We start from the raw sequence: 26,265 nt of genomic DNA, 5'->3' as shown, positions 1-26,265 counted from the left end.
ACCCCCCCGCCCCGCACGCGGCCCGTCGCCGGGCCCCGGGCGGTGCGCCGGCCCGCTACATTGACGCCGCACGATGCAATCGACGGGCCGCGCCGGACGGCGCCGGCGAGGACGGGACGGAAACCGCGGGATGCCGCAGGAGCGCGGGCGCTGGCTGATGCTGGTCGTCGGGATGCTGGCGATGATCGCCGGCAGCACCTTCCAGTACGGCCTCGCCTACCTGATCCCCGCCTTCCGCGACGAGGGCCTGTCCCTGGAACAGACCGGCCTGCTGGTGGCCTGCCCCACCGCCGGCGTGATGCTCACGCTCATCGCCTGGGGCGCCGCGGCCGACCGGTGGGGCGAACGGGTCGTGCTCTCCACCGGTCTCGGCCTGGCCGGCCTGATCCTGTTCGGCTCCCGCTGGGCACCGGACACGCCGAGTCTCGCCGCCTGCCTCACCCTCGCCGGTGCGGCCACCGGTTCCGTGCTGGCCAGTGGCCGGCTGATCCTGGGCTGGTTCGCGCGGCACGAGCGCGCGCTGGCGATGGGCATCCGGCAGAGCGCCGGACCGATGGGGCTCGCGCTGGCCGCCGCCGTTCTGCCCGCCCTGGCCGCGGGCGGCACCACCGTGCCGTTGTCGTTCCTGGCGACGTTGCTCCTGGCCGCTGCGACAGCGGCTTTCGTGTTCGTCCGCGATCCGGCACCCCGGCCGTCGCCCACCGCCCCGAGGGCCTCGGGCTACCGGCCGGCCCCGGACCACGGGACAGCCGAGGACGCACGTCCGCGTTCGCCCTATCGTTCCTCCGGCCTGTGGCGGGTCCACGCCGCCAGCGCGCTCCTGGTCATCCCGCAGTTCACGACCACCACGTTCGCGCTGGTGTTCCTCACCGACGCCCGCGGGTGGAGCGCCCTCGCCGCCGGCCATCTGCTGGCCGGGGCGCAGGTGTGCGGCGCGCTCAGCCGGCTCGGGGCGGGCTACTGGTCGGACCGCACCGGCAGCCGGTTGCGGCCCATGCGGATCATCGCGGTCACCACCGGCATGGCGATGCTGGTGCTGGCCGCCGCCGCGGCGGCCGGCTCCGGTCTGGCGGTGCCCGCCCTGCTGTTCCTCGGGGTGGTGGCGGCGAGCAGCAACGGCCTGTCCTTCACCGCCGTCGCCGAATATGCCGGACCGGCCTGGGCCGGCCGGGCGCTCGGCATCCAGACCACCGGCCAGAACGCGCTGACGGCTGCCACACCGCCGGCGCTGGCCGTGACGATCGGCGCCGCGGGCTTCGCACCGAGTTTCGCCGTGGTGGCCGTGTTCCCGCTGATCGCCGCGGTCCTCGTGCCGGTCGCAGCCGAGCCCGCCGCGATCGCCGCCCAGGACGACCAGCCGGACACCACACCCACAGCCGCCCAGCCGGACGCTGCTCCCACAGCCACCCAGCCGGACACTGCTCCCACAGCCGCCCAGCACGCCGGCGGGCAACCCGCGACTGTCAAGGAAGGCCGATGAGCAACCGGCGGATCATCGACGCGCATCACCACGTCTGGGACCTCACGGTCCGGCCGCAACCCTGGATCACCGGTGCGTACCTCGCCCCGCTCGCGCGCTCGTTCTCGGTGGCAGACCTCGCCGCCGAAGCCCGCGCCGCGGGAGTGGCCGGCACCGTGGTCGTGCAGACCGCCTGTGTGCCCGGGGAGACGCCCGAACTGCTGGCTCTCGCCGGCGGTGACGACCTGGTCGCCGGGGTCGTCGGCTGGACCGACCTCACCGCCCCGGACGTCGGCGACGCGATCGCCGCGCTGCGGGCGCTGCCCGGCGGGGATCGGCTGGCCGGCGTCCGGCACCAGGTCCAGGAGGAACCGGACCCGCGCTGGTTGCTACGGCCGGACGTGCTGCGCGGCCTGACCGCCGTCGCCGCGGCCGGGCTGGTCTACGACCTCGTCGTCACACCGCACCAGATCGACGCCGCCACCGGCGCCGCTCGCCTGCTTCCCGGCCTGACCTTCGTGCTCGACCATCTCGGCAAGCCGCCGCTCGCCGGCGGTGACCTCGCCACCTGGGCCGCCTCCCTGCACCGCTTCGCCGCGCTGCCCAACACGGTCGCCAAGCTGTCCGGCCTGGTGACCGAGGCGGGGAGCCGCCGGATCGAGGATCTCCGGCCCGCGGCCGACACCGCCTTGGACGCCTTCGGCCCCGGGCGGCTGCTGTTCGGATCGGACTGGCCGGTGTGCACTCTGGAAGCGGACTACCAGAGGGTCGTGGAGATCGCCGACCGCCTCACCGAAGGACTGCGGCCCGCGGAGAAGGACGCCGTGTTCCACGACAACGCGGCACGCGTCTACACCCTCCGCTGAACCTCAGCACCCGTTGCGCGCGCTGCTCACGGCCACGTCGTCGTACCAAAGGGTGTCCGCGCCCTCGCCGTAGCTCTCCCAGCCGAGGCGCAAGTCGGTCAGCGACGGCCGCCAGGTGCGGTTGAGCCACTGACTGTCGATGTCGTGGGTGGGCACGCCGTCCTGTCGCAGGCCGGGGACCGAGGTGCCGTTCAGCCAGGTCTCGATGGTGCCGTCGCGACCGTCGACCTTGAACTCGACGCAGTTCCACACGTTCACCGGCAGCGGGGCGGACAGGGCGACGCCGGCCGGGCTCTGCTCGGGCAGGGTTGCGTCGTCGGAGGCCCGGTTGAACTGCAGGGCGCCGTTCTGCCCGCCGAAGCGCAGGTCGCGGTTGCCGTCGGCGGCGTCGCGCATCGCCACGGTGGTGATGTGCGCGGTGGGCAGCGGGGTGGTGTGCCGCACCCAGTACCGCACGAACCAGACCGGTCCGGCGGTGCCGAGGATCCGGGTGTTGGCGGCGAAGACGTGGTTGCAGTAACCGGCCGCGCCGTTGATGCGCAGCGACGTGGACCCGCTGTGCGCCACCGTCCGGTCGATCGCCGCGGTGCCGGCGCCGGAGCAGTCCGGGTACGCGACGGTCCAGTCGCCGCCGGGCACCGCTCCTGCCTGCGTCTCGAAGCCGTCGCAGACGGCGGCGGGCACGCATCCGGACGGTCCGGGCGGGGTCGAGGCGGACGGCGACGGCCCGGGCGGCGTCGAGGTGGACGGCGACGGCCCGGGCGGGGTCGAAACAGACGATGACGGTACGGGCGCGGAGGTCACGCTGCCGGACGGCCCGGGCGTAGGCACGTCGCCGCTGCACGGGACTCCGTTGAAGGCGAAGTCGGCGGGCCGGGTGTTGGCGCCCGAATATGTGGCCTGGAACCCGAACCGGGCGGACGCGCCGGTGGCGAGGGTGCCGTTCCAGCTGACGTTCGACGCGGTGACCGACCTGCTGGTCTGGGTGACGGTGGCGTTCCAGCCGCTGGTTACGCGCTGGTCCCCGGCGAAGGTCCAGCTCAACGTCCACGAGGTGACCGGGGTGCCGCCGTTGGTCACCTGGACCTCGGCGGTGAACCCGGTCGACCACTGGTTCGGGACCCAGTCGACGGTGCAGGCCTGCGCCGCCGTCGCGGTCGGTGCACCGGCCATCACCAGCCCGGCACCCATCAGCACGGTTGCCGCCACCGTCGTCGGGATCAGTCGTCGCATCATGGCCCCTTCAGTTTTGGGAGCGCTCCCAAACATCGAGGACTATAACTTGATGGCGTCTCCTCGACCAAGTACGGGAACTACCGCAACCGGGACGCTCAGCTCGGCCCGTCCGGCGGCAGCAGGGCCTGGGCGTTACGCGTGTCGTCGCGGTCGCCGGCCGCGGTCAGCGCCTCGCCGGCCGGCCCGGCGCCGGTGCGGGGCGGGATCACCAGCACGTCGTACCGGCCACGGCCGAAGTCACAGATCATGGTCAGCAGACCGGCCGGCTGGGAGGTGAACCAGCTCAGCCGCAGCGACAGGTCCCCGGCCGGCATCCGGGCGGGGTGCGGCATGTCCCAGGCCGCCGAGCTGAGCAGGACGTGGGTGACGACGCCGCGGCTCCCGCCCAGAGCGGTGATCAGGGCGGGGAGCTCCGCCGCGAGGTCGGTGGTGCGCGGCCACCAACCGCCGTCGAGCACGGTGGACGGTGCCGAGCCGGGCTTCATCCGGAGTCGCGGAGAGTCTGCAACGGTGGTCGTCATGGCGAATCGCATCCTTCTGGCGGCGAGGCGACCAGCTCGGCGAGGCGGGAAAGCTGGCCGGCGAGCCGGTCGGCATGCTCGCCACGGTCACCAGCGATGGTCGCGCGGTCGCCGATCGCGTCGCCGCCGTCCGCACCGGCCCGGATCCACCGGCCGGAACATCGTCAGGAGCGACCGCGGAGGAACGGCGGGCCGTTGCGGGAGGCACGCGATCTCTCGCCTTGCTCGTGACGGCCCGCTGAACCAGTCGGGCCGTCACGAGCAAGGTTGCATCACATCGGCGAACATCGCCGGATGAGAGAAATCCGCCCGCCGGCGAATGTGCACCGGCACGGCAAGCGTGCATGGAAAATTAATTTCCTGTCGCCCAATCTAGCATGGAATTGCTGATCGAAACCGATTACCTGCTCACTGTTCGCGATCGTCGACTTTCACCGGCCGAAGTGTGGGCCAGCCCACTGTCCGGCGCCGGCGCCAGGGGCATACGAGCAGGTCTGAAGACTGATAAGGAGAGCTGGGCGTACATAATCTTCCGACGTCAAACGTCGCACTGATCGGTTAATACATTCGCAACGACCCGGATACTTCATTGTCGACGGCGAGAAAAACGGTGTGACAGTTTGCGGCCTCCTCACCGGGGTACCGCCAGGAGGACGACGTTCGATGTCGTCGGCATTCTGCCCTGCGCCGGTCACGAAACACCCCAGCTGGAAGCGAGCACCCCCCGATGACGGTCACGACCGGTCACAGCCGCACCGCGAAGGCGCCGCGATCAGCGGTCGTCGTCAACCCCGCGAAGATCGACGATCTCGACGCCCTCCGCCGGACCGTCGACGACACGCTGGCGGGCGCCGGCTGGCCCGCGCCCCGGTGGTTCGAGACGACCGCGAGCGATCCCGGCCTCGGCCAGACGCGGACGGCCGTCGAGTCGGGCGCCGAGGTGGTCTTCGTCTGCGGCGGCGACGGGACCGTGATGTCCGCCGTGTCGGCGCTCGTCGGCACCGACGTGTCGATGGCCGTGCTACCGGCCGGCACCGGCAATCTGCTGGCCGCGAACCTGGGGCTGTCGACCGATCTGGCCACCGGTCTCGCCGTCGCGCTGGAGGGTGGCATGCGGCGGCTGGACGTCGGCTCCCTCGACGGCCGGCACTTCGCCGTGATGGCCGGCATGGGCTTCGACGCACACATGCTCGACGCCACCTCCGACACGGCGAAGAAGCACATCGGCTGGCCGGCGTACGTCCTGGGCGCGATGAAGCATCTCAAGGACCGGCCGATGCGGGTGACCGTCCGCATCGACGGCGGAGCGCCGATGCGGCGGCGGGCCCGCTCGGTGCTGATCGCCAACGTGGGCCGGCTCCAGGGCGGCCTGCGGCTGCTGGGTGACGCGGAACCCGACGACGGCGTCCTGGACATCGCGATCCTCACGCCCCGGACCCTGCGGCGGTGGGTGGCCCTCGGCTGGGCGCTGCTGCGGCGCAGCGACCGGATCCCGTCGATGGAGGTGCTACGGGGGCGGCGGATCGAGGTGACCAGCAACCGGGCGCAGCCGCGTCAACTCGACGGCGATCTGGTCGAGCCCGGTGCCCGGCTGCTCGTCGAGGTCGTACCGCAGGCGCTCTGGTTGTGTGTGCCGCAGCCGGCCGCCGACCCGGACCTCGCCGTCGACGCCGACGCCGCCACCGACCGCCAGGCCGACCTGCTGAACCAGGCCGGATAGAGCTCGGCCCCGGCCGGTGACGGCCGGGGCTGAACAGGTCGTACGAGTCAGGCGCGCGCCCACTTCTGGTTGGCGGTGCCCCCGCAGTCCCAGAGCTGGAGCTGCGCGCCGTTGGCGGAGCCGTTGCCGACCACGTCGACGCAGCGGTCGGCCGCGGTGTTGACCAGGTCGCCGGCGGCGGTGAGGGTGAAGCGCTGGGCGGCGGTGCCGTTGCAGGTGTAGAGCTGGATCGCGGTGCCGTTCGCGGTGCCGGCGGCTGCCGCGTCCATGCACTTGCCGAGGGCCCGCACGGTGCCGTCGGCGGCGAGAGCCCACTGCTGGGCGGCCGTGCCGTTGCAGTCGTAGATCTGCAGGCGGGCGCCGTCGGCCGGGTTGGCGGCGGGGATGTCGACGCAGCGGCCGCTGAGGGCGGAGCGCAGCACCCCGGTGCCGGACGGCGGCGGAGTGCCGGTGTCGACGCCGGCCCAGACGTACGTGCCGACGGTCTTGGCCGGCAGGGTGCTGGTGAACTGCTGGTTGCCGGCCCGCAGGGTGAACTGCTGGTCGGTGCCGGTGCGGTTGACCACGACGGTGGCCAGGCTGCCGTCCGGGTTGCGGAACGCCACGTTGGTGACCGTGCTCGCCGTGCCGTTGTTCGTGGCCACCCGCCGGGCGCCGCGCTGGATGAACTTCGAGAACTGGGCGGTCAGGTAGTACTCCGGCAGCGCCCACACGGTGTCCGGGGCGGACGGGTTCTGCACCAGCATGGTGGGGTCGGGTGCGCCGGTCCACTTCTCCGGGGCCCGGTTCTGGTCGAGCATGGTGACCCAGTTCTGATACATGACGGAGTCGTTGCGCAGATAGTCGACGATGCGGTTGGCGCCGGTCGTCCCCCAGACCGCCCGCTCCGTCATCGCCACGTCCTTGCTCGGGTAACCGGCCTTCACCTGGCCCATCACGCTCGGCTCGCCGGCGTAGTCGTGGAAGGCGAAACCGTCGACGGCGTTGAACGCGTCGTTCGGGCTGCCGGGTGCGCCGACGACTCCGGCGATGTAGGACTGGCCCTGCGCGAAGTTGTGGTCGAACGCCCAGATCTTGGTCGCGCCCAGGCCGTTGCCGGTGAACTCGGCGCGCATCGCGACGGCCAGGCGCCGTTCCTGGTCGGCGGAGATCAGCGTGCCGGGGTAGTCCGGCGGCTCGTACAGCGGCTCGTTCTGCAGCGTGACGGCGTGGATCGGCAAGCCCTGCGCGGCGTACGCCTGCACCGACTTGCGGTAGTACGCCGCCAGGGTCGGCACGTGCTGGTCGAGCAGGCTGCCGCCGATCAGGCTGTTGTTGGACTTCATCCAGGCGGGCGGGCTCCACACGCTGGCGAAGATCAGCAGGTTCGGGTTGATCGCCCGGGCCTGCTTGAGCACGCTGATGATGTTGTAGTCGATGTCCTTCTGGATGGAGAACCGGGACAGCGTGGGGTCGGCGGCCCCGTCGTCGTACGTGTAGAACGTCCGGCTGGTGAAGTCGCTGGCGCCGAACGCGATCCGGGCGACGTTGAAGCCGGCGCCGGTGCCCGGGTCGAGCAGCGAGCGCAGGGTCCGCTCCCGGGCGGTGGCGCTCATCCGGGACAGGTTGAAGATGGTGGACTCCTCAAGGGAGGAGCCGAAGCCGAGGATGCTCTGGTGCTGCCGGGCGGTGTCGGCCGTGATGGTCGCGGTGCCGGCCGCGGCGACCAGCGGGACGTCCGCCTGCCGGGACAGCTTGTACGGCGTGCCTGCCAGACCGGCGGCCGGGTTCGTGTACCAGTTGCCGTTGACCGGTTCGAAGCCGGCGGTCCGCGACTCTGAGCTCCAGTAGACCTGCACCGACGTGGCTGCCACGGCCGGGCCGGCCGGGCCGACCACACCGGCCAGCGCGACGGGCACGGCCAGCGCAACCGCGGCGAGCGTTGCGGCACGTGAACGGGACGACCCCACTACGTAACTCCTCAGGTCGGCAGTAAGTTACAGGAACGAAACAGCGTTACATCGCCGCCTGTCAACGCTTTCCGCCGTAGAAGCAGTTCCGGAACCGTCTTCCCGCGCCAGTCCGAGTTCCGGAACTGTAACGCTCTTGACTTTAAAGTTACTTGCCTGTTTCGTGCTGAGGAGACTCCGCCGACCGGCAGTTCCCCCATGGCGACGGGGTCGAAGACCGCCCCTCGACCCCGGGAGTCACCCCATGTCCCCTCCGAAGTTGCGTCCCCTGCTCGCCCTCACCGTCTCCGGCGTCGTGGTCGCGGGGCTCGGCGTCGCCGGCATGACGAGCGCGTTCGCCGCCTCGGTCGGCTCGCTGGTCAGCGCCTCCAGCGGCAAATGTCTGGACGTCGCGAACAACTCCACCGCTGACGGCGCCGTCATCCACCAATGGACCTGTTACAGCACGGTGGCCAGTCAGCAGTGGACACTGGCCGACAACGGGCAGGTGCAGAGCCAGGGCAAGTGCCTGGACGTCGCGAACAACGCGAGCGCTGACGGCGCGCTGACCCACCTGTGGACCTGCTACGACGCGGTGGCCACCCAGAAGTGGACGCGGAACGCGGCCGGCGCCCTGGTCAACCAGGCCAACGGCAAGTGCCTCGACGTCCAGAACAACAGCACCGCCGACGGCGCCCGGCTGCAGATCTGGTCCTGCACCGGCTCGGCCAACCAGCGGTGGACCCAGAACGGCACCGGAACTCCGCCTGCCACACCGCCGACCACCCCGCCCGGCACCCCGGTCACCAACCCCGACCTGGGCCCGAACGTCTCGGTCTTCGACCCGTCGATGTCCGCGTCGACCATCCAGAACCGGCTCAACCAGGTCTTCAACCAGCAGGTCACCAACCAGTTCGGCCCGCAGCGGTTCGCCATGCTGTTCAAGCCGGGCGCCTACAACGTCGACGCCAACGTCGGCTTCTTCACCCAGGTCGCCGGCCTCGGCCTCGTCCCCGGCCAGACCACCATCAACGGCCGGGTGCACGTCGAGGCGGACTGGTGGCCGGACGGCTCGCAGAACGCCACCCAGAACTTCTGGCGCGCCGCCGAGGGCCTCGCCGTCAACCCGACCGGCGGCCAGGACCGCTGGTCGGTGTCGCAGGCCGCGCCGTACCGGCGGATGCACCTGCGCGGCAACCTCGCGCTCTCGGACGGCGGCTGGTCGTCCGGCGGCTGGATCTCCGACTCCAAGATCGACGGGCAGATCGACTCCGGCTCGCAGCAGCAGTGGATCACCCGGAACTCGCAGATCGGCAGCTGGACCGGCTCCAACTGGAACCAGGTCTTCGTCGGCGTCCAGGGCGCACCCGGCAACAGCTTCCCGAACCCGCCGTACACCACGATCGGGCAGGCGCCGGTCGTCCGGGAGAAGCCTTATCTCTACGTGGACGGCGCCGGCGCGTACCACGTGTTCGTTCCCGCACTGCGCCGCAACGCCAGTGGCACCACCTGGGCCAACGGCACCCCGGCCGGGGAGTCGATCTCGCTGAGCCAGTTCCACATCGTCCGCCCGGGCGACAACGCCGCGACCATCAACGCCGCGCTGGCGGCCGGCCGCCACCTGCTGGTCACGCCGGGCACCTACAACCTCGACCAGACCCTGACCATCACCCGGCCGAACACCGTGGTGCTCGGCCTCGGCCTGGCCACGTTCGTCCCGCAGAACGGCATCGTGCCGATGCGCGTCGCCGACGTCGACGGCGTCAAGGTCGCCGGCATCATGTTCGACGCCGGAACCACCAACTCGCCGATGCTCATGGAGGTCGGCCCGAACGGGTCGTCCGCGGACCACTCGGCCAACCCGACCTCGCTGCACGACGTGTTCTTCCGGATCGGCGGCTCGATCGCCGGCAAGGCCTCGATCAGCCTGCAGATCAACAGCGACGACGTGATCGGCGACCACACCTGGATCTGGCGTGCCGACCACGGCAACAGCGGCACCGTCGGCTGGAACATCAACACCGCGGACAACGGGCTGACCGTCAACGGTGACGACGTGACGTTCTACGGCCTGTTCGTCGAGCACTACCAGAAATACCAGACCATCTGGAACGGCGAGAACGGCCGGACCTACTTCTATCAGAACGAGATGCCGTACGACCCGCCGAACCAGGCCGCCTACATGAACGGCTCGACCCAGGGATGGGCGGCGTACAAGGTGGCCGACTCGGTCACCAACCACCAGGCCTGGGGCCTCGGCTCCTACGCCTACTTCAACGTCAACCCGTCGGTGGTGAACGCCCGCGCGTTCGAGGTGCCGGTCAAGCCGGGGGTGCAGTTCCGCAACATGGTGACCGTCTCGCTGGGCGGCACCGGCACGATCAGCCGCGTCATCAACAACAGCGGCCTGACGGTCAACAGCGCGCGTCAGGTCACGCACCTGACCAGCGGCCCGTGAGGTAGCGGCGCCCGGGGCCGCACCGCCGTGACGGCGGTGCGGCCCCGCGGCCGTTATGCTGCGGAACAGCAGAGAGAGGCGCTGACGAGGACAGGGAGCGTTGTGACGCGAGGTGCGACGGTGCGGGACCTCGCGGCCCAGACCGGCCTGTCCATCGCGACCATCTCCCGCGCCCTCAACGGCCAGGCGAACGTCGCCGAGCACACCCGACGCCGGGTCCTCGACGCGGCCGACCGGCTCGGCCGCAAGGGCACCGGTGAGGAGGCCACCGGCGCCGTGTACCTGCGCTGCCCGTACGTCCTCACCGATTATTTCGGTCTGATCGTCTCCTCGATCGCCGAGACCGCCGACCTGCACGGCCTGAGCATCGTCCTCAACGCCGGGCGGGCCGCCAAGGACAAGGACGTGCTCAGCGGCCTCCCCGACCAGCCCGGCATCGCCGGCGCCGTGCTGATCCTGCCGCCCGAGGACGAGGCCGCACTGGCCGCGCTCCGCGACCGGCAGTTCCCGTTCGTCGTCGTCGACCCCCGGTTACCCCCGCCCCGCGACGTCGTCGCCGTCTCCGCCGCCCACTTCGCCGGCGCCCGCAGCCTGATGTCCCACCTCGTCCAGCTCGGGCACCGGCGGGTGGCGATCATCGGCGGCCCGCGCGAATGGCTCGTCAACGACAACCGGCTGGCCGGCTATGTCGCCCCGCTCGCCGAGATGGGCGTGCTGCCGGCGCCGGAACTCATGCGCTTCGTCCCCGAACCCAGCGAGGACCACGGTTACCGGGCCGCCTGCGAACTGCTCGACGTCCCGGACCACCCGACCGCGATCGTCGCGTTCAACGACAAGATGGCCGTCGGCGCCGCCCGCGCCGCCGCCGAGCGCGGCTTGCGGGTGCCCGGCGACGTGTCGATCGCCGGCTTCGACGACATCGACGTCAGCCGCGCCACGCATCCCCGGCTCACCACGGTCCGCCAGCCCCTGGCCGAGATGGGCCGGATGGCCGTCAACCTGCTGTCGCGCCTGCTGGAGCGGCACGAGCTCGACGCCCTGCACGTCGAGCTGGCCACCGAACTCGTGGTCCGCGAGTCCACCGGCCCTGTCCCCCGGCGCTGAACTACGGGCGCGGCCAGGGCAGCAGCACCGGGACGCGGCGCATGTGTTCCGCATAGTCCGGGCGGCGTTCCAGCGAGCGGCGTTCCATCATCGGCACGCTGACGAACGTGAACAGCAGCACCATCGTGACCGGCCCGGCGACCGTCCACCACCAGCTCGGCGCGGCCGCCAGCCCGAACAGCCACAGACCCCACCAGAACGTGATCTCGCCCAGGTAGTTCGGGTGCCGGGACCAGCGCCACAGCCCCCGGTCGATGACCCGTCCCCGGTTGGCCGGATCACCGGCGAACCGGTGCAACTGCCGGTCCGCGGTCGCCTCCATCACGATCGCCCCACCGGTGACCAGCACCGCGGCGACGTCGAGCGCTCCGAACGGCCGGCCGGTCACGGTGACCGCCGGCCAGACGGCGAGCAGACCGGTGAAGACCACCAGCGTCGGCATCATCTGGATGCCCGCGAGGTTGACCAGCCACCACGGCAACCACCCGGCCCGCTGCTCGCGCAGGCGCACGTAACGCCAGTCCTCGTGGCTCAGGCCCTGCCACGACCAGGCCCAGTTCGCGGTCAGCCGGATCGACCAGGCGAGCACCAGCGCCACCACCGCCGCCTGCCGCCCGGTGGTGACCGGCCACGCCCACGCCACCACGATCACCGCCGGGGCGACGCTCCAGTACGCGTCGTAGAGGCTCGCGTTCGCCACCACCGTGCTGGCCGCGAAGACGACCACGGTGGCCGCGACATCGGCCACGAACGTGACCGGCAACGGGTGCCGGCCCGGGAGCGCGAGGACCGCTGCCCACGCCGCGAGACCGGCCAGCCCGTAGGTCAACGCGACGACAGCGAACCCCACCGGGCGCGAGGTGTGACGGGCTGCGGGCACAGCAGGAGCGTAGGCCCGCATCGCGTTTCATCGATATCATACGGACGGCGGCTTCTCGGCCGGTGCGAAGTTCACCGGCGCGGTCGTCAGTCGTCCTGCGGCGCCAGCATCGGCGTCAGCCCCGACACGGCGGCGATCTGGCGGACGAGTGGACTCAGCCCGGCCGCCGTCACCGTGACGTCCCGGGCGCCCGCCGCCTCGTACACCTTCAGCAGCACCCGCACCCCGGCCGCGTCCAGCAGCGGCACCCCGCCCAACTGCAGGACGACCCGATGACCGGCGGGCTGTCGGCAGACCAGCTCCAGCAGCGCGGTCTGCAGCCGCCCCGCGTTGTCGCGGTCCACCTCGCCGGTGACGGTCACCGCCAGCTCGCCGCCCGGCGCCAGCGCCGCCCGCACCTCGAACGACGCCTCCCACCGCTCGGGACCCGCCGCCCAGCGGGGCACCCGGTCGGTCAGCAGGCCCTCGCGCATCCACGCCAGTACCCGCGACAGGATCCGGGAGACCTGCATCTGGGAGATGCCGAGCTCGGCCGCGATGTCGGCCTGGGTGCGGCCGCCGTAGTAGATCGAGATCACCACGAGCCGCTCCCGGCCGGGGAGACAGTTGATCAGCTCGGTGACCGACAGCCGGTCGGCGATCTTCTCCATCGACGGGTCCGGCGCCCCGAACAGGTCGCCGAACTGGGCGCTGCCGTCCCCGATCGGCATGTTCAACGAGAACGCGCGGTAACCGCCGGCACCCACCCGCGCCTGGTCCAGCTCGTCGGCCGCCAGGCCGGCCCGCTGCGCCGTCTCCGCGTCGGTGGGCGGCCGGCCCAGCTCCCGGGTCAGCTCGACCTCGTGGTGCGTCACCGCCATCGCGAGCTCCTGCATCCGGCGGGGCACGTGCACCGCCCAGCTCCGGTCCCGCAGGTGCCGCTTCAGCTCGCCGACGACCGTCTGCATCGCGTACGCGGTGAAGGAGCCCCGCTGCGGGTCGTAGCGGTCGACCGCCTTCACCAGGCCCAGCCGGGCCACCTGCTCCAGGTCCGCCAGCGGCTCCGTGCGGCCCCGGTACCTGCGGGCCAGGCGCCCGGCCATCGGCAGGCCCACGCGGATCATCTCGTCGCGCAGCCGGCGTGCCCGGACGTCGTCGGCCGCGTCCCGCTCGCGGGCGTAACGCTCGGCGATCTCGTCAAGGTCCTCCCGCACAGCGCCGGCATCGCCGGCGCACTGAACCACCACGTCGGCAGTCTGCCCGAACGACATGCTTCACCCCCTGGTCCGCGGAACCCGGCACCGGAGTGCCCGTGACAGATCAGTTCAAACGACGCCCGCCGATCGGCCCCCCGGGGCCGGATCATGAGCCGTTTGCGGTCGTGAGGCCGGGGTAGCCACCCCGCCGCGCCGGACCCCGGCGCATGTCGAGAGGACGGTTCGCGATGACTTCCACGATCACCACCGGGAGCGCGATCATCGACGGCAGCCCGGTGCCGGAGGTCTTCACCGTCGGGGTCGAGGAGGAATTCCTGCTGCTCGACCCGCTCACCGGCCGCAACGTCCCGGTCGCCGAGGAGGTGCGCGGCCTGCTGCCGGAGCGGCTGCGCGGGCAGAGTCGCCCGGAGATGCGGCGCAGCATGATCAAACTGGTCACCGGCGTCTGCACCGACCTGCGCGACGTGCGACGGCAGCTGACCGCGCTGCGGGCCACCGCCTCGGCCGCGGCCGAAGCGGCCGGCGCGCGCCTGGTGGCGATCGGCGCCACCCCCATCGGCGAACCGGACCGCGACGTCCCGGCCGGCGAGCAGCACCAGAACCTGGTCGACCGGTACGGCCCGGTGGCGCTCGACCCGGCGGTCTGCGGCATGCACGTGCACGTCGGCGTGCCCGACCGCGAACTGGCGGTCCAGGTCCGCAACCACATCCGGGTCTGGCTGCCGGTGATCCAGGCGATGACCGCCAACTCGCCGTTCTTCGAGGGGTCCGACACCGGGCACGCCAGCTGGCGGTCCCTGCAGCTGCGGCGCCGGCCCGGCGTGGCCGACCACGACCACACGGTGGCGGAGCTGCTCGACGCCGGCGTGCTGCTCGACGAGGCCACCGTCTACTCGTACGCCCGGCTGTCACCGACCTACCCGACCGTGGAGATCCGCGTCGGTGACGTCTGCACAGACGTCACCGACGCCGTTCTGGTCACCGCGCTGATCCGGGCCGCCGTGGCCACCGCCGTCACCGACGTCCTGGACGGCCACCCCGCCCCGCACCTGCGCGACTCCGTGGTCGCCGCCGCGCACTGGCGGGCCGCCCACGAGGGACTCGGCGGCTCGCTCATCGATCTGCGCCTCGGCCACGCCCGCCCGGCGTGGGACCTGGTCGACGAGTTCTTCGCCACGGTCAGCCCCGCGCTGCTCGCCTCCGGCGACCTCACCCTGACCGTCGACGGCCTGGCCCGGCTGCGGCACACCGGTGACGGCGCCGCCCGGCAGCGCCGGATCCACCAGGGCACCGGCGACCTGCGCGCGGTGCTGGCCAGCCTCGCGGCATGGACCAGCGCCGCCTGAAAGCAGTACATGGTGATTTCAGGTGCGCTCCACGCCCGAAATCCCCACGCTGCGTGCGGCAAGTCCGCGAGCCGAGTGGGAGATCTAACGAGCTGTGACCGGCCGGGTGACGACCCGTTACCGAGCATGACATTTCCTGGCTATTCGGGCGGCTGATCGTTGCCACCGGTCCCGGGCGCCGCGACGATCGTCGTCGCTTCGATCCCCCTCCTCCCGGGTCCGTCCCGGGCGCAGAAAGGACTCGGCGAACACGTGCAGTCACCCCTATTCCACAACGGGTCCGTCCCCGGCTCCGCGGTGCCCGGCACCGTCGACCTCACCGACCGGTGCGTCGGCAACTCGTACGTCCTGGTCTGCCCGGTGGGGCAGGGCGCCACCGGAACGGTGTGGCGTGGCGTCGACCGCACCACCGGCGAGCAGGTCGCGGTGAAACTCCTGCACGAGGGGCTGCTGCGCCAGCCCAAGCTGGTCACCCGCTTCGTGCAGGAGCGGACCATCCTGATGATGGTGCGGCACGAGAACATCGTCGGGGTCCGCGACCTGTTCAGCGTGGGCGAGTCGATCGGCCTGGTGATGGACTTCGTGGCCGGCGGCAGCCTGCGGGACCGGCTGCGCGCCGCCGGCACGCTGCCGGCCGCGGACGCCGCGCGCCTGCTGGCGCAGGTCGCGGAGGCGCTCACCGAGACGCACGCGCTCGGCGTGGTGCACCGCGACATCAAGCCGGACAACATCCTGCTGAGCGGTGCGGGGGACGACCCCGGCGTACGGCTGACCGACTTCGGCATCGCCCGCGTCCTGGACACGGCCGGGCTCACCACCCCGCACGCGATCATCGGCACCCCGCACTACATGGCGCCCGAGACCATCAGCGGCGGGGACGCCACTCCGGCGGCCGACGTCTACGCGCTCGGCGTCACGCTGTACGAGCTGGTCTGCGGGCGTACGCCGTACGTCGGGGAGCCGTTCGCGGTGTTGCAGGGTCACCTCGGTGACCCGCCCCCGGAGCCGGCCGGCGTGCCCGCCGAGGTGTGGGCCCTGATCGTGGAGTGCCTCGACAAGGATCCGGAGCGCCGCCCGGCCGCCGAGGAGCTGCCGGACCGGCTGCGGAAACTGGCCCGCCGCACCACCGGCGTGCCGGCGTTGCCGGTGCCGGCCGACGCGGTGCCCACCGAGCCCCGCGGGCTCTCCACCGGCCTGCCCCGGCCGCAGCCGCGCCCACCGGCCCGCCGGCAGCGCCCCGCCAACGGTCCGCGGAGCTGGTTGTGGGGCCGGCACGGCCTGGTGCTGGCGCTGGTCTCCGGCTCGCTGGCCGTGACCGGGTGGGGCGGCTACCACGCGTGGCAGCTGCGTGATGACCGGGACACGCCGGCCCCGGTCACCGCCCAGGCCCTGCCGGCGCCGGGCGGCGAGGGCGCGGCGAGCGTGGCCCCGCAGCCCGTCCCGTCCGCGGCGGCGAACCGCCTGTCCACGCCACCGGCCTTCGCCGCCGGGGGCCGCAGCGCCGCCGGCAGCACCGTGGCGCCTTCGGGTGCGGCACGTCCCGACGTGCGGCCCGAGACGGCGCCCGACCCCGGCAAGGCCGGGGTCACCGCCGGGCCGGGCCGGATCGGGGTCACCGCCGGGCCGGGCCGGGCGGGCGGCTCGGTCGAGTTCGGCCCCTGGACGTGCGGCGAGCAGTATTCCTGGGCGCTCGGGCATCCGGTGCTGGCTCAGCCGTGCCACGCCCTCGGGCCCTCGATCAAGGTGATGGGTGACATGGAGGCGGCGCCCGGCGTCCAGGCCGACATCTCGGTGGCGGTGCACGACGCCGCGACCGACGAGATCGTGGCCGGCCCGCACCGGTGCCCCGGCCTGATGTTCACCGACTTCGCGATCAAGCACAGCTGCGGGCCGGCCGAGCTGACCGTGCCCCGCGCCGGCACCTACGTGGTCGTGCAGACCTGGGAGTACACCGCGCGGCCGCTGCTGCCCCGCGGCACCACCCGGGGCCCGGAGTTCACCTGGCGGCCCGCCGCGACGGGCTGATCAAGGCGGCTACAGTCGACGCCGTGGCCGACGTGACAGTGATAGGCGCCGGGGTGATCGGGCTGACCATCGCCCACGAGCTGGCGACGGCCGGGCACCAGGTGCTGATCGTGGCCGAGCGGGACGCGTCGGCAAGCGTCTCGGCGGTGGCCGCGGCGATCTGGTTCCCGCACGACGTGCGGGTCTCCGGCCCGGTGGTCGATTCGTCCCGGGTCACCTATCAGCGCCTGGAGCAGCTGGCGCGGGACGACCGCACGGGGGTGCGGATGCGCACCGGCACGGTGCTGATCCGGCGGTCCGACCCGGACACCTCCTGGACCCGCGCCGTGCCCCACCACGAGGTCGTCCCGTCCGGGGTGCGCTGCACGGTGCCGCTGGTCCAGACCGACGCCTATCTGGACTGGCTCCGCTCGTCGGTGCTCGGCCTGGGCGTCCGGATCCGCACCGGGCGGGTGCGGTCGCTGGCGGAGGTGACGGGTGACGCGCTGGTGGTCGCGGCCGGCCTGCGCTCGGCCGAGCTGCTCGGCGACGACACCGAGGCCTTCCCGATCCGCGGGCAGGTGGTGCGGCTGGCCAACCCGGGACTGACCGAGTGGGTCATCGACGACGACAACCCCGCCGGCCTGACCTATGTCGTGCCGCGCGCCCACGACGTCGTCTGCGGCGGCACCGGCGAGGTGGGCTCCTGGGACGAGCGGGTGGACCCGGAGATCGAGACCGGCATCCTGAGCCGGGTCCGGGAGCTGGTGCCCGCCCTGGCCGGGCAGCCGATCCTGACCCGCGCCGTGGGGCTGCGGCCGGCCCGGTCCAGCGTCCGGAGCGAGGCCGTCGCCGGGCACCCGCGGCCGGTGTTCGCGTGTTACGGCCACGGCGGCGCGGGCTACACCCTCTCCTGGGGCGACGCCGCCCGCATCACGGAACTGGTCGGCCCCGCCTGAGAACGGGAACCGGCTGAAATACTCCGCGCCGTCCTCCTGAACCGGGGCGGCGCGCTGCCGATGAGCCCCACGTGACAGTGCATCGGTGGCGCCAGGCCCGCGCGGACCGCCTGCTCCTCGGCCTGGTGGCCGGCGCCGCCGGCCTGGTCACGCTCTTCGCCGCCGGTCTGCTGCCGGTGGTGGCCGCCTGGCTCGCGGTCGCCGCCTTCCACGTGTGCCTGATCGGGGTGGCGCGGTCGACCGCACGGACGCCCGGGCTCCCGGCCGCCCTCCGCCGATTCTGGTGGTCGGTCACGGCAGCCGGCGCGATCTATCTGGCCGGCGACCTGACACAGGTGGCCATCGCCGTCGCCGACCCCGCCGCCGGCATCGCGGCCACCGGCGGGCCGGTGCACCTGGCCACCCTCTCGCTGGGCAGCGCGGGGCTGATGCTCACCCTGCTCACCGTGCCGCTCGGCTTCGGCTCGCGCCGGGAACGCACCCGCTTCTGGCTGGACCTGGCCACGGTCATGGTGGCCGCGGTCGTCGTCGGCTGGCATCTCGTCGTGCCGGACCGGCCCGGCGCCCTGCTCGACATGGCGGCGCCGGTGCTGGCCGGGCCGGTGATCCTGCTCCTCTGCGTCTTCGTGGTCGCCAAGCTCGTGATGTCCGGCACCGCGCCGTTCACCCGGGCGTGCGGCCTGATCGCCACCGGCGGGGCGGTGCTCAAGTCGGCCGCCGACGCGGTCGCCCGCGACGGGCTCGACGGCGACCGGCTGCACTGGTATCTCGCCTGCACCGTCGCCGCGCACGCGCTGCTGGTGATCGCGTTGCGGGTCAACCAGACCCGGGCGGCCGGCCGGGCGAGCACGTCCGGGCCGTGGCGGCGCCGGCCCTACAGCTTTCTGCCGTACGGGGCGATCGCGGTCACGTACCTGCTGCTCACTGTCGCCGTCGTGCGCCCGGACCCGTCGACGGTGCCCGTCGCGCTGGCCGGCACCGCGGTCAGCACGCTGCTCGTGGTGCTGCGGCAGCTCACCGCGTTCCGGGACAACGCGCGCCTGCTCGGCGAGCTCGACTCCAAGGTGCGGGAGCTGCACGAGTCCCAGGAGGGGCTGCGCGTCCTGCTGGCCGAACGCGACGCCTTGGCGGCCCGGCTGCGCCACCACGCCTTCCACGACGGCCTCACCGGCCTGCCGAACCGGTCGCTCTACGCCGAACGCCTGGACGCGGCGCTGGCCACCGGCGGCCCGGTGGCCGCCATGCTCATCGACCTGGACGACTTCAAGCAGGTCAACGACGAGCACGGCCACGCGGCGGGTGACGCCCTGCTCCGCGAGATCGCCAAGCGACTGACAGCTTGCGTACGCCCCACCGACACCGTTGCCCGGCTCGGCGGCGACGAGTTCGCCGTCCTGATCAGCTCGGGCGACGACCCGCACGGCATCGCCGCCCGGATCGTCGCGGCGGTCGAGCAGCCGGTGGCGATCTCCGGCGCCGCCCCGGCCCGGGTGGGCGCCAGCGTGGGCATCGCCGTGGCCACCGAAGCGGCCCGGGACGGCGATGCCCTGATCCGCGAGGCGGACCACGCGATGTACGCGGTCAAGCGCGCCGGCAAGGGCTCCTACGCGCCGGCGCCCTGACCGTCCACCGGCAGGTCGCCCCAGACGGCCAGCTCGCCGCGGGCCAGGCACACGATCAGGAAACCGTCCGGGCCGGTGACCGCCCACGACTCGGCCTCGGCGTCGACGTCGACCAGGACCTCGGCGCCACCGCCGAAGGTGATCCTCAGCTCGCCCGCGTCGGTCGTCCCGGCCGCACGGACCACGTCACCGAGCAGAGTGGCGAGCGCGTCCGAGGGGTCGTCGCCGGGCTCCACATCGGCCCGGCCGTACGGGCCGTCCAGGTGGGCGACGGCTTCGATGAGGACCTGGCGCCCGCCGGTGAACCCCAGCACGACGGCGTGGCCCAGCAGCACGTACTCCAGTTTCCGCCCGACCAGCAGGTCGAGCGGCCGGCCTCGCCCGGGACGCCGGTCGGCGTCCCTGTCGGCGACCATGACTGTCACCATGAGCACCTCGTATGGCTCGTCGGACTACGGATGGCAGGACCGTATTCCGGACTTCCATAAGAGGGCCTTAAAGCGGCGAGAAAGCCGTCAGAACCAGCACGGGTGACCCTCCCGGGCCGCGCCGGTGGTCAGTTTCTTCTCCTCGGAGCCGTCCAGGCGCTCCACCACGACCTGCGGGCGGTTGTAGTCGCCGCGCACGTAACCGACCCAGTCGCCCGCCGGTGACCACGTCGGATCCATCTCGCGGGCCGGGCTGTCCGCGACCGGGCGCGCCTGCCCGCCGGCGGTGTCGATCAGCATGACGTCGGTGTTGTCCTCGTCGATCTCCCTGGTGAACAGCACCTTCGTGCCGTCCGGGGAGACGGCGGGGTCGACCGCGTTGCCGTGCGCCGCGGTGGTGACCGGGCGGCCGGGCTCGTCCGGGTCGTCGACGGACAGCGCGAAGATGGACCGGGTCCCGTTCCGCTCGGCCCAGTAGAGGATCGACCTGCCGTCGGCCGACCAGACCGGGTCGTCCTTGAGAGTCTTGGAGCGGGTCAGCTGCTTCGGCGTGCCGCCGTCGACCGGAATGACGAAGATCTGGTTGAACGTGCCGGCCTTCTTGACGAAGGCCAGCCTGGTGTCGTCGGCGGACCAGGCGACCCGGCCGCTGGAGACGCCGTCGATCAGCGGGCGGCGGCCGGCGCCGTCGCTGCCCATCACGAAGATCGTGCTGTTGCGGCCCTTGCGGTGCGTCACCGCGATCTGGCGGCGGTCGTGCGACCAGCGCGGGAGGGTGTCGCCGGCCTCGGTGCCGGGCAGGTCCTTGCGGGCGCCGGCGACCGGGTCGAAGTACTGGATGCGGGGCTCCCACCCGGGTCCGTTCATGTCACCGCCGGTGTCGGCCCGGATCAGCATGGTGTCGGTGGGCAGCGAAGCCGGTCCGGGGGCGGAGGCGGAGGCGGTGACTGCCGCGCCGGGGGTGGTGCGGGGCTTGTCCTTGCGGGCGTTGTTCAGCGCGATGCCGGTGGCGGTCGCGGCGAGGGCGACAACGGTGACGCCGGCGATCACCAGGGGGCGACGGCGCCGGGTCGCGGCCGGGACCTGGTCCGGGCCGGATCCGGGCTGGTGGACAGGGTGCGGGGAGTACGGCGCGGTGTCGGTGGCCGCGATGAACTGGGTGCTCGGCTCGCCGTCCGGGATCGGGTCGGGCGTGCGCGGGCCGGGGATCCGGGTGGTGGTCGCGGACCGGGTGATCTGTTCGGCCTCGGCGGCGGCGGCCAGGGCGGCGGCGGCCTCGGCGGCCTCGACGGCGGCCCAGGGGTCGGCGGGTGTGCGCAGGTCGGTGAAGTCCTGGTGCTGCCGCGGCGCGGGTGTGTAGACCGGCGAGGGCGTAGTGGCTACCGGGGCACCGGCGGCCGCGGCGGTGTGGGCCGGTCCACTGTCGGCGGCTTCGACCGTGACAGCGCCGCCGGCGGTGGCCGCGGAGGCGGGGGCGGTGGTCCCGGCAGGGGCGATGGTTTCGGCTGGAGCGGTGGTTCCGGCTCGAGCGATGGTTCCGGCAGGAGCGGTGGTTCCGGCGGGGGCGGTTGCGGAGGCGGCGCCCAGGGCGCCGCTGTGCTCAGGGTGCGAATCGGCCACGACCGGGCGGCCGAACTCGTCGGCCAGAGCGCGCCCGACCAGAGGGATCCGGGAGGAGCCGCCGGCGAGGAGGATCGCGCTCAGCTCGTCCGGCTGGACGTCGGCCGACCGCAGGGCGCGCCGGGTGGCGTCGACGGTCTCGCGCACCGAGTGCCGGATCAGGGCTTCCAGATCGGCCCGGCTCAGCCGGACCCGGGTGTGCCGGCCGGGCAGCGCCACCGGGACCGTCGTCTCGGTGTCGAAGGAGAGCGACTCCTTGGCCTCGACGCAGTCCCGCCGCAGCTGGGCCAGCGCGGGCGCGGTTTCCGGGTCGTCGCGGTCCAGGTCGCCGTCGAGGGTGCCCAGCACGTGTGCGAGCAGCGCCTCGTCGAAGTCGGCCCCGCCCAGCTGGTCGATGCCCTCGGGGGTGCCCAGCAGCACGAACCCGTCGTCCTCGCGGCGCAGCACGGCGGCCTCGAACGTGCCGCCGCCGAGGTCGTACACGGCGAAGGTCTGGCCGGGCTTGATCTGTTCGGTCTGCGCGTGCTGCCGCGCCACCGCCTCGGGCTCGCTGAGCAGGTGCACCGGCCCGGCGTCGGCGAGCCGGATCGCCTGATCAAGTTGCTCCCGTTTGTACGGCCCCCAGTGGGCGGGGTAGGTCAGCGCCACCCGGGCCGGCCGCTGCGGCACCGCGTCGAGCACGTAGCGCAGCAGTTTGGCGGTGAGCGCGTGGGCGGAGAACGGCAGGCCACCGACCAGGATCGGTCGCGGGTCGCCCATCCGCCGCTTGAACTCGCGGGCCAGCCGGTCCGGCTCGTGCCGGCCGCGCCGCTCCGCCGCCTCGCCGACCAGCAGCGAGCCGTCCTCCTTCACGAAGACCGCCGACGGGATCTCCATGCGCCGGGCGCCCAGGCGGGCCGACTCGATCCGCCCACCGGTGCGGACCGCGGCCGCGGTGTGTGTGGTGCCGAGATCGATGCCCAGGCCGTAGTCCGTCGTCACGCCCTCCGACCTTAGGGGTTGGCCGCACACATCGAATCCTCCGACTGGGTCGGCGTGCGCTGGCGTGAATCCGTTGACCCGTGGCATTTTCGCCACTGTGCCGGCGCCGGCCCGGCTCCTACCTTCGGTGATCGTGACGAAAGTGCTCCTCTCTCTGCACGTCCTCGCCGCGATCATCGCGATCGGCCCGGTCACCGTGGCGGCGAGCATGTATCCCCCGGCGGTCCGGCGGCTGGTGGCGTCGGGCCCGGACGACCACGGGACCACCGTGCTGCGGACGCTGCACCGGATCTGCCGGGTCTACGCCGGGATCGGGATCACCGTGCCGGTCTTCGGGCTGGCCACCGCGAGCAGCCTCGGCGTGCTCACCGACGGGTGGCTGATCGTGTCGATGGCGCTGACCGCAGTGGCCGCGGTCGTGCTGGTGTTCCGGATCCTGCCGGGACAGTCGGCGGTGCTCGCGGGCGCGGTGGATCAGCGGTCGGCGGCGCGGCTCGGCATGGTCACCGGGGTGTTCAACCTGCTGTGGGCGGTCGTCGTGGTGCTGATGATCGTCCGGCCCGGCTCCACCACGGGGGCGTGATGGTGCTGCGGATCGCGGCGTGGACCGAGGTGGTGTCACTGGCCGTGCTGCTGGTCAACCTGGCCACGGTGCACCTGCCGGCCGTCGCGTCGCTGATGGGGCCGGTGCACGGATGCGCCTATCTGGTGGTGCTGGGGGCGGTCGTGCGGGAGACGGGTGACCTGCGGACGCGGCTGCTGGCGGCACTGCCGGCGGTGGGCGGGCCGGTGGCAGTCCGGCGGATCGACAAGGCCCGCAACTGGGTCGCCTGACGTACTAGTCCGTGTTACGTTCTAGTAATGGACGGTGAGCGGTGGCCCAGTGACTGGATCCGTGCCGCGCTTCCCGTGGTGGTCCTCTCCGTCCTGCACCGCGGCCCCGCCCACGGTTACGTGCTGCTGCAGAGTCTGCGCGAGCTGGGGCTGGGCTCCCTGCGGGGCAGCACCCTCTATCCACTGCTCGCCCGGCAGGAGGAGCTCGGGCGGGTGGAGCACCGGTGGGAGCCGGACAGCGGCGGCCCGCCTCGCAAGGTCTTCTCCATCACCGGAACCGGGCGCCGCGACCTGGCCCTGCTCAGTCAGCAGTGGTCCGAGCTGAACCAGGTCGTCACGTCCGCCGCATCCGCTGCAGTCGCCGTCGCGAAGGGACAGTGATGAGCTACTACCGCCGGCTCGCCTACCAGCTTCGACAACGACGCGTCCCGGAGACCGAGGTCGTCGCGATCCTCAGCGAGGTCAGGGACCTGTCCACATCGACCGGGAAGGCGCCGCGGGACGAGTTCGGTCCCGCTGACGACTACGCGGCGACCTTCGGGCGGGCCACCGGCCGCCGGCCGTCCAGGCGCTGGATCAACTGGGCCTTCTGGCTGGCGGGCGGCGCCTTCACCATCCTCAACATCGAGCTGCGCCGGCAGGGCGGGCAGATGCTGCTGCCCTGGTGGGCCGTGCTGGCGGTGTGGCTGGTGACGCTCTTCGCCGGCGACGCCCTGCGCTTCGCGCTGGACCACCGGCTGCCGCGCGCCTTCACCACAGGCGCCGTTCCGGGCCCCGCTTCCGGGGCCGGCCATGCCCCCGCCCAGGAGGCGCCGGAGACGGCCGGGCCGATCGGCTACTACCGTGCTCTGGCGTTCAACCTCCGGCTCCGGCACCTGCCCGAGCCCGAGGTCGAGCGCATCCTGGAAGAGGTGCACGAGCTGTCGTCGGCGTGCGGAACGGCGCCGCAGGCCGAGTTCGGAAAGGCCGAGGACTACGCCGCGCAGTTCGAACACCGCAAGCAGCGGTACGGCCTGAGCCTGGCCGTCTTCCTCGCCTGCGTCCTGAGCAGCTTCCTGCTGGTGGTGGTCAACATGCTCGCCGAACTCCGCGGTGGCGATCGGCTGCTGTCGCCGGGACCCACGCTGCTGGCCCATCTGCTTCTGCTGGTGGGCGGTGCCGTCTTCGCGGTCGCCTACGAGCACCGCCTGCCCCGAGCCTTCACCCGCCGCCACTCCCCCGCCCACGACGCAAACCCCCACAACAGTGTGTGAAGTTCGGGTCCGATTCGGACCCGAACTTCACACACTGAAGCTGCACGGTGCGCGAGCGACGCGGGGCGGGAGCGGCGTGCGGGGAGTGCCGCGGTGCCTCGGGGCGAGCCGGTAACCTGCCGGGCATGCAGCCCGCCACCAAGCTGGAACGCCGGGTGACGGCCGCCGCCGAGGAGGCCCTGGCACGCCGGCGTCATGTCAGCCCGCTCGACGTGCTCACCGGGCTGGGCTGGGTGCCGCCCGGCCGGGTGACGGACTGGCAGCAGGGCCGCGTGCCGCACCTGGAGGCGATCGCGGCGGTGACCCCCGACCGGCTCGCCGACGCGCTGGAGGTCTTCCACCGCTGGGTGGACAGCCGCGGCCTGCGCCCCGGTGAGGTCGCATACCCGGCCGCCACCCGCGACCGGCGGCCGTTGCGCTTCACCGCGACCGGCGATCCCGCGCTGGAGCTGGCCTACCGCACCCACTGGACGCCGCCGGACCTGCCGGAGCAGCAACGGGAACGGCTGACCGCCAAGCAGAGCAGGCCACCGGACCTGGTCGTCGTGCAGCCGGCGCGGGATTTCACCTGCGCCGGCTGCGGACGGGCCGACGGCGACCTGCTGATGATGGAGGACGCCGGGCCGATCTGCCTGACCTGCGCCGACCTCGATCATCTGGTGTTCCTGCCGGCCGGCGACGCGGCGATGACCCGCCGGGCGAGACAGGCGAGCCGGCTGTCGGCGGTGGTGGTCCGGTTCAACCGGTCCCGCAGGCGCTACGACCGGCGGGGCCTGCTGGTGGAGCGGGCCGCGATCGAGCAGGCCGAGCAGCAGTGCCTCTCCGACGAGGACGCCCGCGCCCGCCGCCGGGAACGCGACCGGCAGCGGCGCGAGGTCGCGGACGAGTCGTTCCGGCAGGAGCTGGCCGACCACATCGGCCGGTGGTTCCCCGGCTGCCCGCCGGCCCGGGCCGCGGCGATCAGCCTGCACACCGGCGAGCGCGGCAGTGGCCGGGTGGGCCGCAGCGCTGCCGGCCGCGCGCTGGACCCCGAGGCGGTGACCCGCGCGGTGGTGGCCTCGGTCCGGCACGAGGACACCGATTACGACGAGCTGCTGATGAACGGTGTGCCGCGCGAGCAGGCCCGGGAGCGGATCCGCGCGGACATCGACCGGGTCCTGAACGAGTGGCGGCGCCCGCCGGCCTCTTGACGGCCTGCCAGCACCGCCCCGGCCCCTCGGGGCCAGCCCTTATCCTTGCCCGCGTGCCTGGATCTTCGCTGACCGCCGTAGTTCGCCCGGCCGTCGCCTCCGATGTGCCCGCCATTGCCCGGATCTGTTCCACGGCGTACCGGGACGCGTACCGCGACCTGCTCCCCGCGGGCTACATCGAGCGCAGCGTCGAGGCTTTCTACGACGAGCCGCGGGTGGCCGCGGACGCGGCGCCGGCGCCGCCGGACTGGTTCGGCTATCAGGTGGTCGAGGAGGCCGGGCGGGTGCTCGGCGCGGCCGGTGGCGGGATGACCGGCGCGACCTCCGGTGAGCTGTCGCTGATCTATCTGGAGGCCGGGTCGCGCGGCCGGGGCCTGGGCTCGCTGCTGCTGGAACGGGTCACCGGGCAGATCCACGCGGCGGGCGGCACCGAGATGTGGGTGTCGGTCTTCCTGGGCGACAGCGCCGGGATCGGCTTCTACCGGGCGCGCGGGTTCCAGCCGATGGACACGGTGCGGGCCGCCCTCTCCCGCGTCGACGACCACATCCGCAGCCTGCGCATGCGCCGCGACCTTTCGGTGCGCGCCGGCGGCACATCGGGCCGACTTCGGTTCGGCGGCCACGACGGCGACAGCAGCCGCCCGGCCGGGTAGGTGTCAC

22 protein-coding genes are annotated in these 26,265 nt (G+C 72.8%); 15 read left to right on the top strand and 7 right to left on the bottom strand.

Features of this window, described 5'->3' with window-relative positions:
* Window positions 1–130: 130 nt before the first annotated feature.
* Window positions 131–1,480: an MFS transporter gene (locus AC0NH5_RS12195; protein ID WP_474402807.1), complete on the top strand. Its 1,350-nt coding sequence runs from the start codon at window positions 131–133 to the stop codon at window positions 1,478–1,480.
* Window positions 1,477–2,325: an amidohydrolase family protein gene (locus AC0NH5_RS12190; protein ID WP_474402805.1), complete on the top strand. Its 849-nt coding sequence runs from the start codon at window positions 1,477–1,479 to the stop codon at window positions 2,323–2,325. The genes AC0NH5_RS12195 and AC0NH5_RS12190 overlap by 4 nt, the downstream gene beginning before the upstream one ends.
* Window positions 2,326–2,328: 3 nt before the next feature.
* Here the strand turns inward: AC0NH5_RS12190 and AC0NH5_RS12185 are convergent, their stop codons facing one another.
* Both AC0NH5_RS12185 and AC0NH5_RS12180 read right to left on the bottom strand, forming a co-directional pair.
* Complete coding sequence (locus AC0NH5_RS12185) at window positions 2,329–3,558, bottom strand: cellulose binding domain-containing protein (protein WP_474402802.1); 1,230 nt, start codon at window positions 3,556–3,558, stop codon at window positions 2,329–2,331.
* 98 nt (window positions 3,559–3,656) lie between these two features.
* Window positions 3,657–4,082 carry a DUF5994 family protein gene (locus AC0NH5_RS12180; protein WP_474402800.1) on the bottom strand — a complete coding sequence of 142 codons (426 nt, stop codon included), beginning with the start codon at window positions 4,080–4,082 and terminating at the stop codon, window positions 3,657–3,659.
* A gap of 727 nt (window positions 4,083–4,809) precedes the next feature.
* Here AC0NH5_RS12180 and AC0NH5_RS12175 point away from each other — a divergent pair.
* On the top strand, window positions 4,810–5,802 hold the full coding sequence (locus AC0NH5_RS12175; RefSeq protein WP_474402798.1) for a diacylglycerol/lipid kinase family protein: 993 nt from the start codon (window positions 4,810–4,812) through the stop codon (window positions 5,800–5,802).
* Between the two features lie 47 nt (window positions 5,803–5,849).
* Here the strand turns inward: AC0NH5_RS12175 and AC0NH5_RS12170 are convergent, their stop codons facing one another.
* A complete protein-coding gene (locus tag AC0NH5_RS12170) occupies window positions 5,850–7,751 on the bottom strand; it encodes a ricin-type beta-trefoil lectin domain protein (RefSeq protein WP_474402796.1) in 1,902 nt (633 codons plus the stop codon).
* 244 nt (window positions 7,752–7,995) lie between these two features.
* Between AC0NH5_RS12170 and AC0NH5_RS12165 the strand changes: the two genes are divergently transcribed.
* Both AC0NH5_RS12165 and AC0NH5_RS12160 read left to right on the top strand, forming a co-directional pair.
* The gene (locus tag AC0NH5_RS12165) at window positions 7,996–10,188 is read left to right on the top strand and encodes a ricin-type beta-trefoil lectin domain protein (RefSeq protein ID WP_474402795.1); all 2,193 of its coding nucleotides are present in this window, start codon (window positions 7,996–7,998) and stop codon (window positions 10,186–10,188) included.
* A 120-nt stretch (window positions 10,189–10,308) separates the two neighbouring features.
* Window positions 10,309–11,292: a LacI family DNA-binding transcriptional regulator gene (locus AC0NH5_RS12160; RefSeq protein WP_474402794.1), complete on the top strand. Its 984-nt coding sequence runs from the start codon at window positions 10,309–10,311 to the stop codon at window positions 11,290–11,292.
* A gap of 1 nt (window position 11,293) precedes the next feature.
* Here AC0NH5_RS12160 and AC0NH5_RS12155 read toward each other — a convergent pair whose 3' ends face one another.
* Window positions 11,294–12,172: a DUF1295 domain-containing protein gene (locus tag AC0NH5_RS12155; RefSeq protein WP_474402793.1), complete on the bottom strand. Its 879-nt coding sequence runs from the start codon at window positions 12,170–12,172 to the stop codon at window positions 11,294–11,296.
* Window positions 12,173–12,258: 86 nt separating this feature from the next.
* On the bottom strand, window positions 12,259–13,422 hold the full coding sequence (locus AC0NH5_RS12150) for a sigma-70 family RNA polymerase sigma factor (RefSeq protein WP_474402792.1): 1,164 nt from the start codon (window positions 13,420–13,422) through the stop codon (window positions 12,259–12,261).
* Between the two features lie 173 nt (window positions 13,423–13,595).
* Here AC0NH5_RS12150 and AC0NH5_RS12145 point away from each other — a divergent pair, with 173 nt between their 5' ends.
* The 4 genes from AC0NH5_RS12145 (at window position 13,596) to AC0NH5_RS12130 (ending at window position 19,299) form a co-directional block, all read left to right on the top strand.
* Window positions 13,596–14,714: a carboxylate-amine ligase gene (locus tag AC0NH5_RS12145; protein ID WP_474402790.1), complete on the top strand. Its 1,119-nt coding sequence runs from the start codon at window positions 13,596–13,598 to the stop codon at window positions 14,712–14,714.
* A gap of 252 nt (window positions 14,715–14,966) precedes the next feature.
* Window positions 14,967–16,739 carry a serine/threonine-protein kinase gene (locus AC0NH5_RS12140; RefSeq protein ID WP_474402789.1) on the top strand — a complete coding sequence of 591 codons (1,773 nt, stop codon included), beginning with the start codon at window positions 14,967–14,969 and terminating at the stop codon, window positions 16,737–16,739.
* 23 nt (window positions 16,740–16,762) lie between these two features.
* Window positions 16,763–17,677, top strand: a complete 915-nt coding sequence (locus AC0NH5_RS12135) for an NAD(P)/FAD-dependent oxidoreductase (protein WP_474402788.1) — start codon at window positions 16,763–16,765, stop codon at window positions 17,675–17,677.
* A 71-nt stretch (window positions 17,678–17,748) separates the two neighbouring features.
* Complete coding sequence (locus AC0NH5_RS12130; protein ID WP_474402786.1) at window positions 17,749–19,299, top strand: diguanylate cyclase domain-containing protein; 1,551 nt, start codon at window positions 17,749–17,751, stop codon at window positions 19,297–19,299.
* On the opposite strand, the gene AC0NH5_RS12125 is transcribed toward AC0NH5_RS12130, so the two are convergent.
* On the bottom strand, window positions 19,281–19,715 hold the full coding sequence (locus AC0NH5_RS12125) for a DUF6188 family protein (protein WP_474402785.1): 435 nt from the start codon (window positions 19,713–19,715) through the stop codon (window positions 19,281–19,283). The genes AC0NH5_RS12130 and AC0NH5_RS12125 overlap by 19 nt on opposite strands.
* 99 nt (window positions 19,716–19,814) lie before the next feature.
* Window positions 19,815–22,328, bottom strand: coding sequence for an Hsp70 family protein (locus tag AC0NH5_RS12120; RefSeq protein WP_474402784.1), 2,514 nt, complete (start codon window positions 22,326–22,328; stop codon window positions 19,815–19,817).
* Between the two features lie 133 nt (window positions 22,329–22,461).
* On the opposite strand from AC0NH5_RS12120, the gene AC0NH5_RS12115 reads away from it, so the two are divergent.
* The 6 genes from AC0NH5_RS12115 (at window position 22,462) to AC0NH5_RS12090 (ending at window position 26,258) form a co-directional block, all read left to right on the top strand.
* Window positions 22,462–22,911: a hypothetical protein gene (locus AC0NH5_RS12115; RefSeq protein ID WP_474402783.1), complete on the top strand. Its 450-nt coding sequence runs from the start codon at window positions 22,462–22,464 to the stop codon at window positions 22,909–22,911.
* A complete protein-coding gene (locus tag AC0NH5_RS12110; RefSeq protein WP_474402782.1) occupies window positions 22,911–23,162 on the top strand; it encodes a DUF3817 domain-containing protein in 252 nt (83 codons plus the stop codon). Before AC0NH5_RS12115 ends, AC0NH5_RS12110 begins: the two co-directional genes overlap by 1 nt.
* Before the next feature lie 27 nt (window positions 23,163–23,189).
* Window positions 23,190–23,543 (top strand): PadR family transcriptional regulator, encoded by a 354-nt coding sequence (locus AC0NH5_RS12105; RefSeq protein ID WP_474402781.1) that lies wholly within the window; start codon window positions 23,190–23,192, stop codon window positions 23,541–23,543.
* Window positions 23,543–24,415 carry a hypothetical protein gene (locus AC0NH5_RS12100; protein WP_474402780.1) on the top strand — a complete coding sequence of 291 codons (873 nt, stop codon included), beginning with the start codon at window positions 23,543–23,545 and terminating at the stop codon, window positions 24,413–24,415. The genes AC0NH5_RS12105 and AC0NH5_RS12100 overlap by 1 nt, the downstream gene beginning before the upstream one ends.
* Window positions 24,416–24,540: 125 nt before the next feature.
* On the top strand, window positions 24,541–25,605 hold the full coding sequence (locus AC0NH5_RS12095) for a DUF2293 domain-containing protein (protein ID WP_474402779.1): 1,065 nt from the start codon (window positions 24,541–24,543) through the stop codon (window positions 25,603–25,605).
* 53 nt (window positions 25,606–25,658) lie between these two features.
* Complete coding sequence (locus AC0NH5_RS12090; protein ID WP_474402778.1) at window positions 25,659–26,258, top strand: N-acetyltransferase family protein; 600 nt, start codon at window positions 25,659–25,661, stop codon at window positions 26,256–26,258.
* The last annotated feature ends 7 nt before the right edge of the window (window positions 26,259–26,265 follow it).

The organism is Actinoplanes sp. 13 (assembly GCF_056134165.1).
Note: the sequence above shows the minus strand (reverse complement) of the source record. Positions and strands in the feature narration are given on the sequence as shown.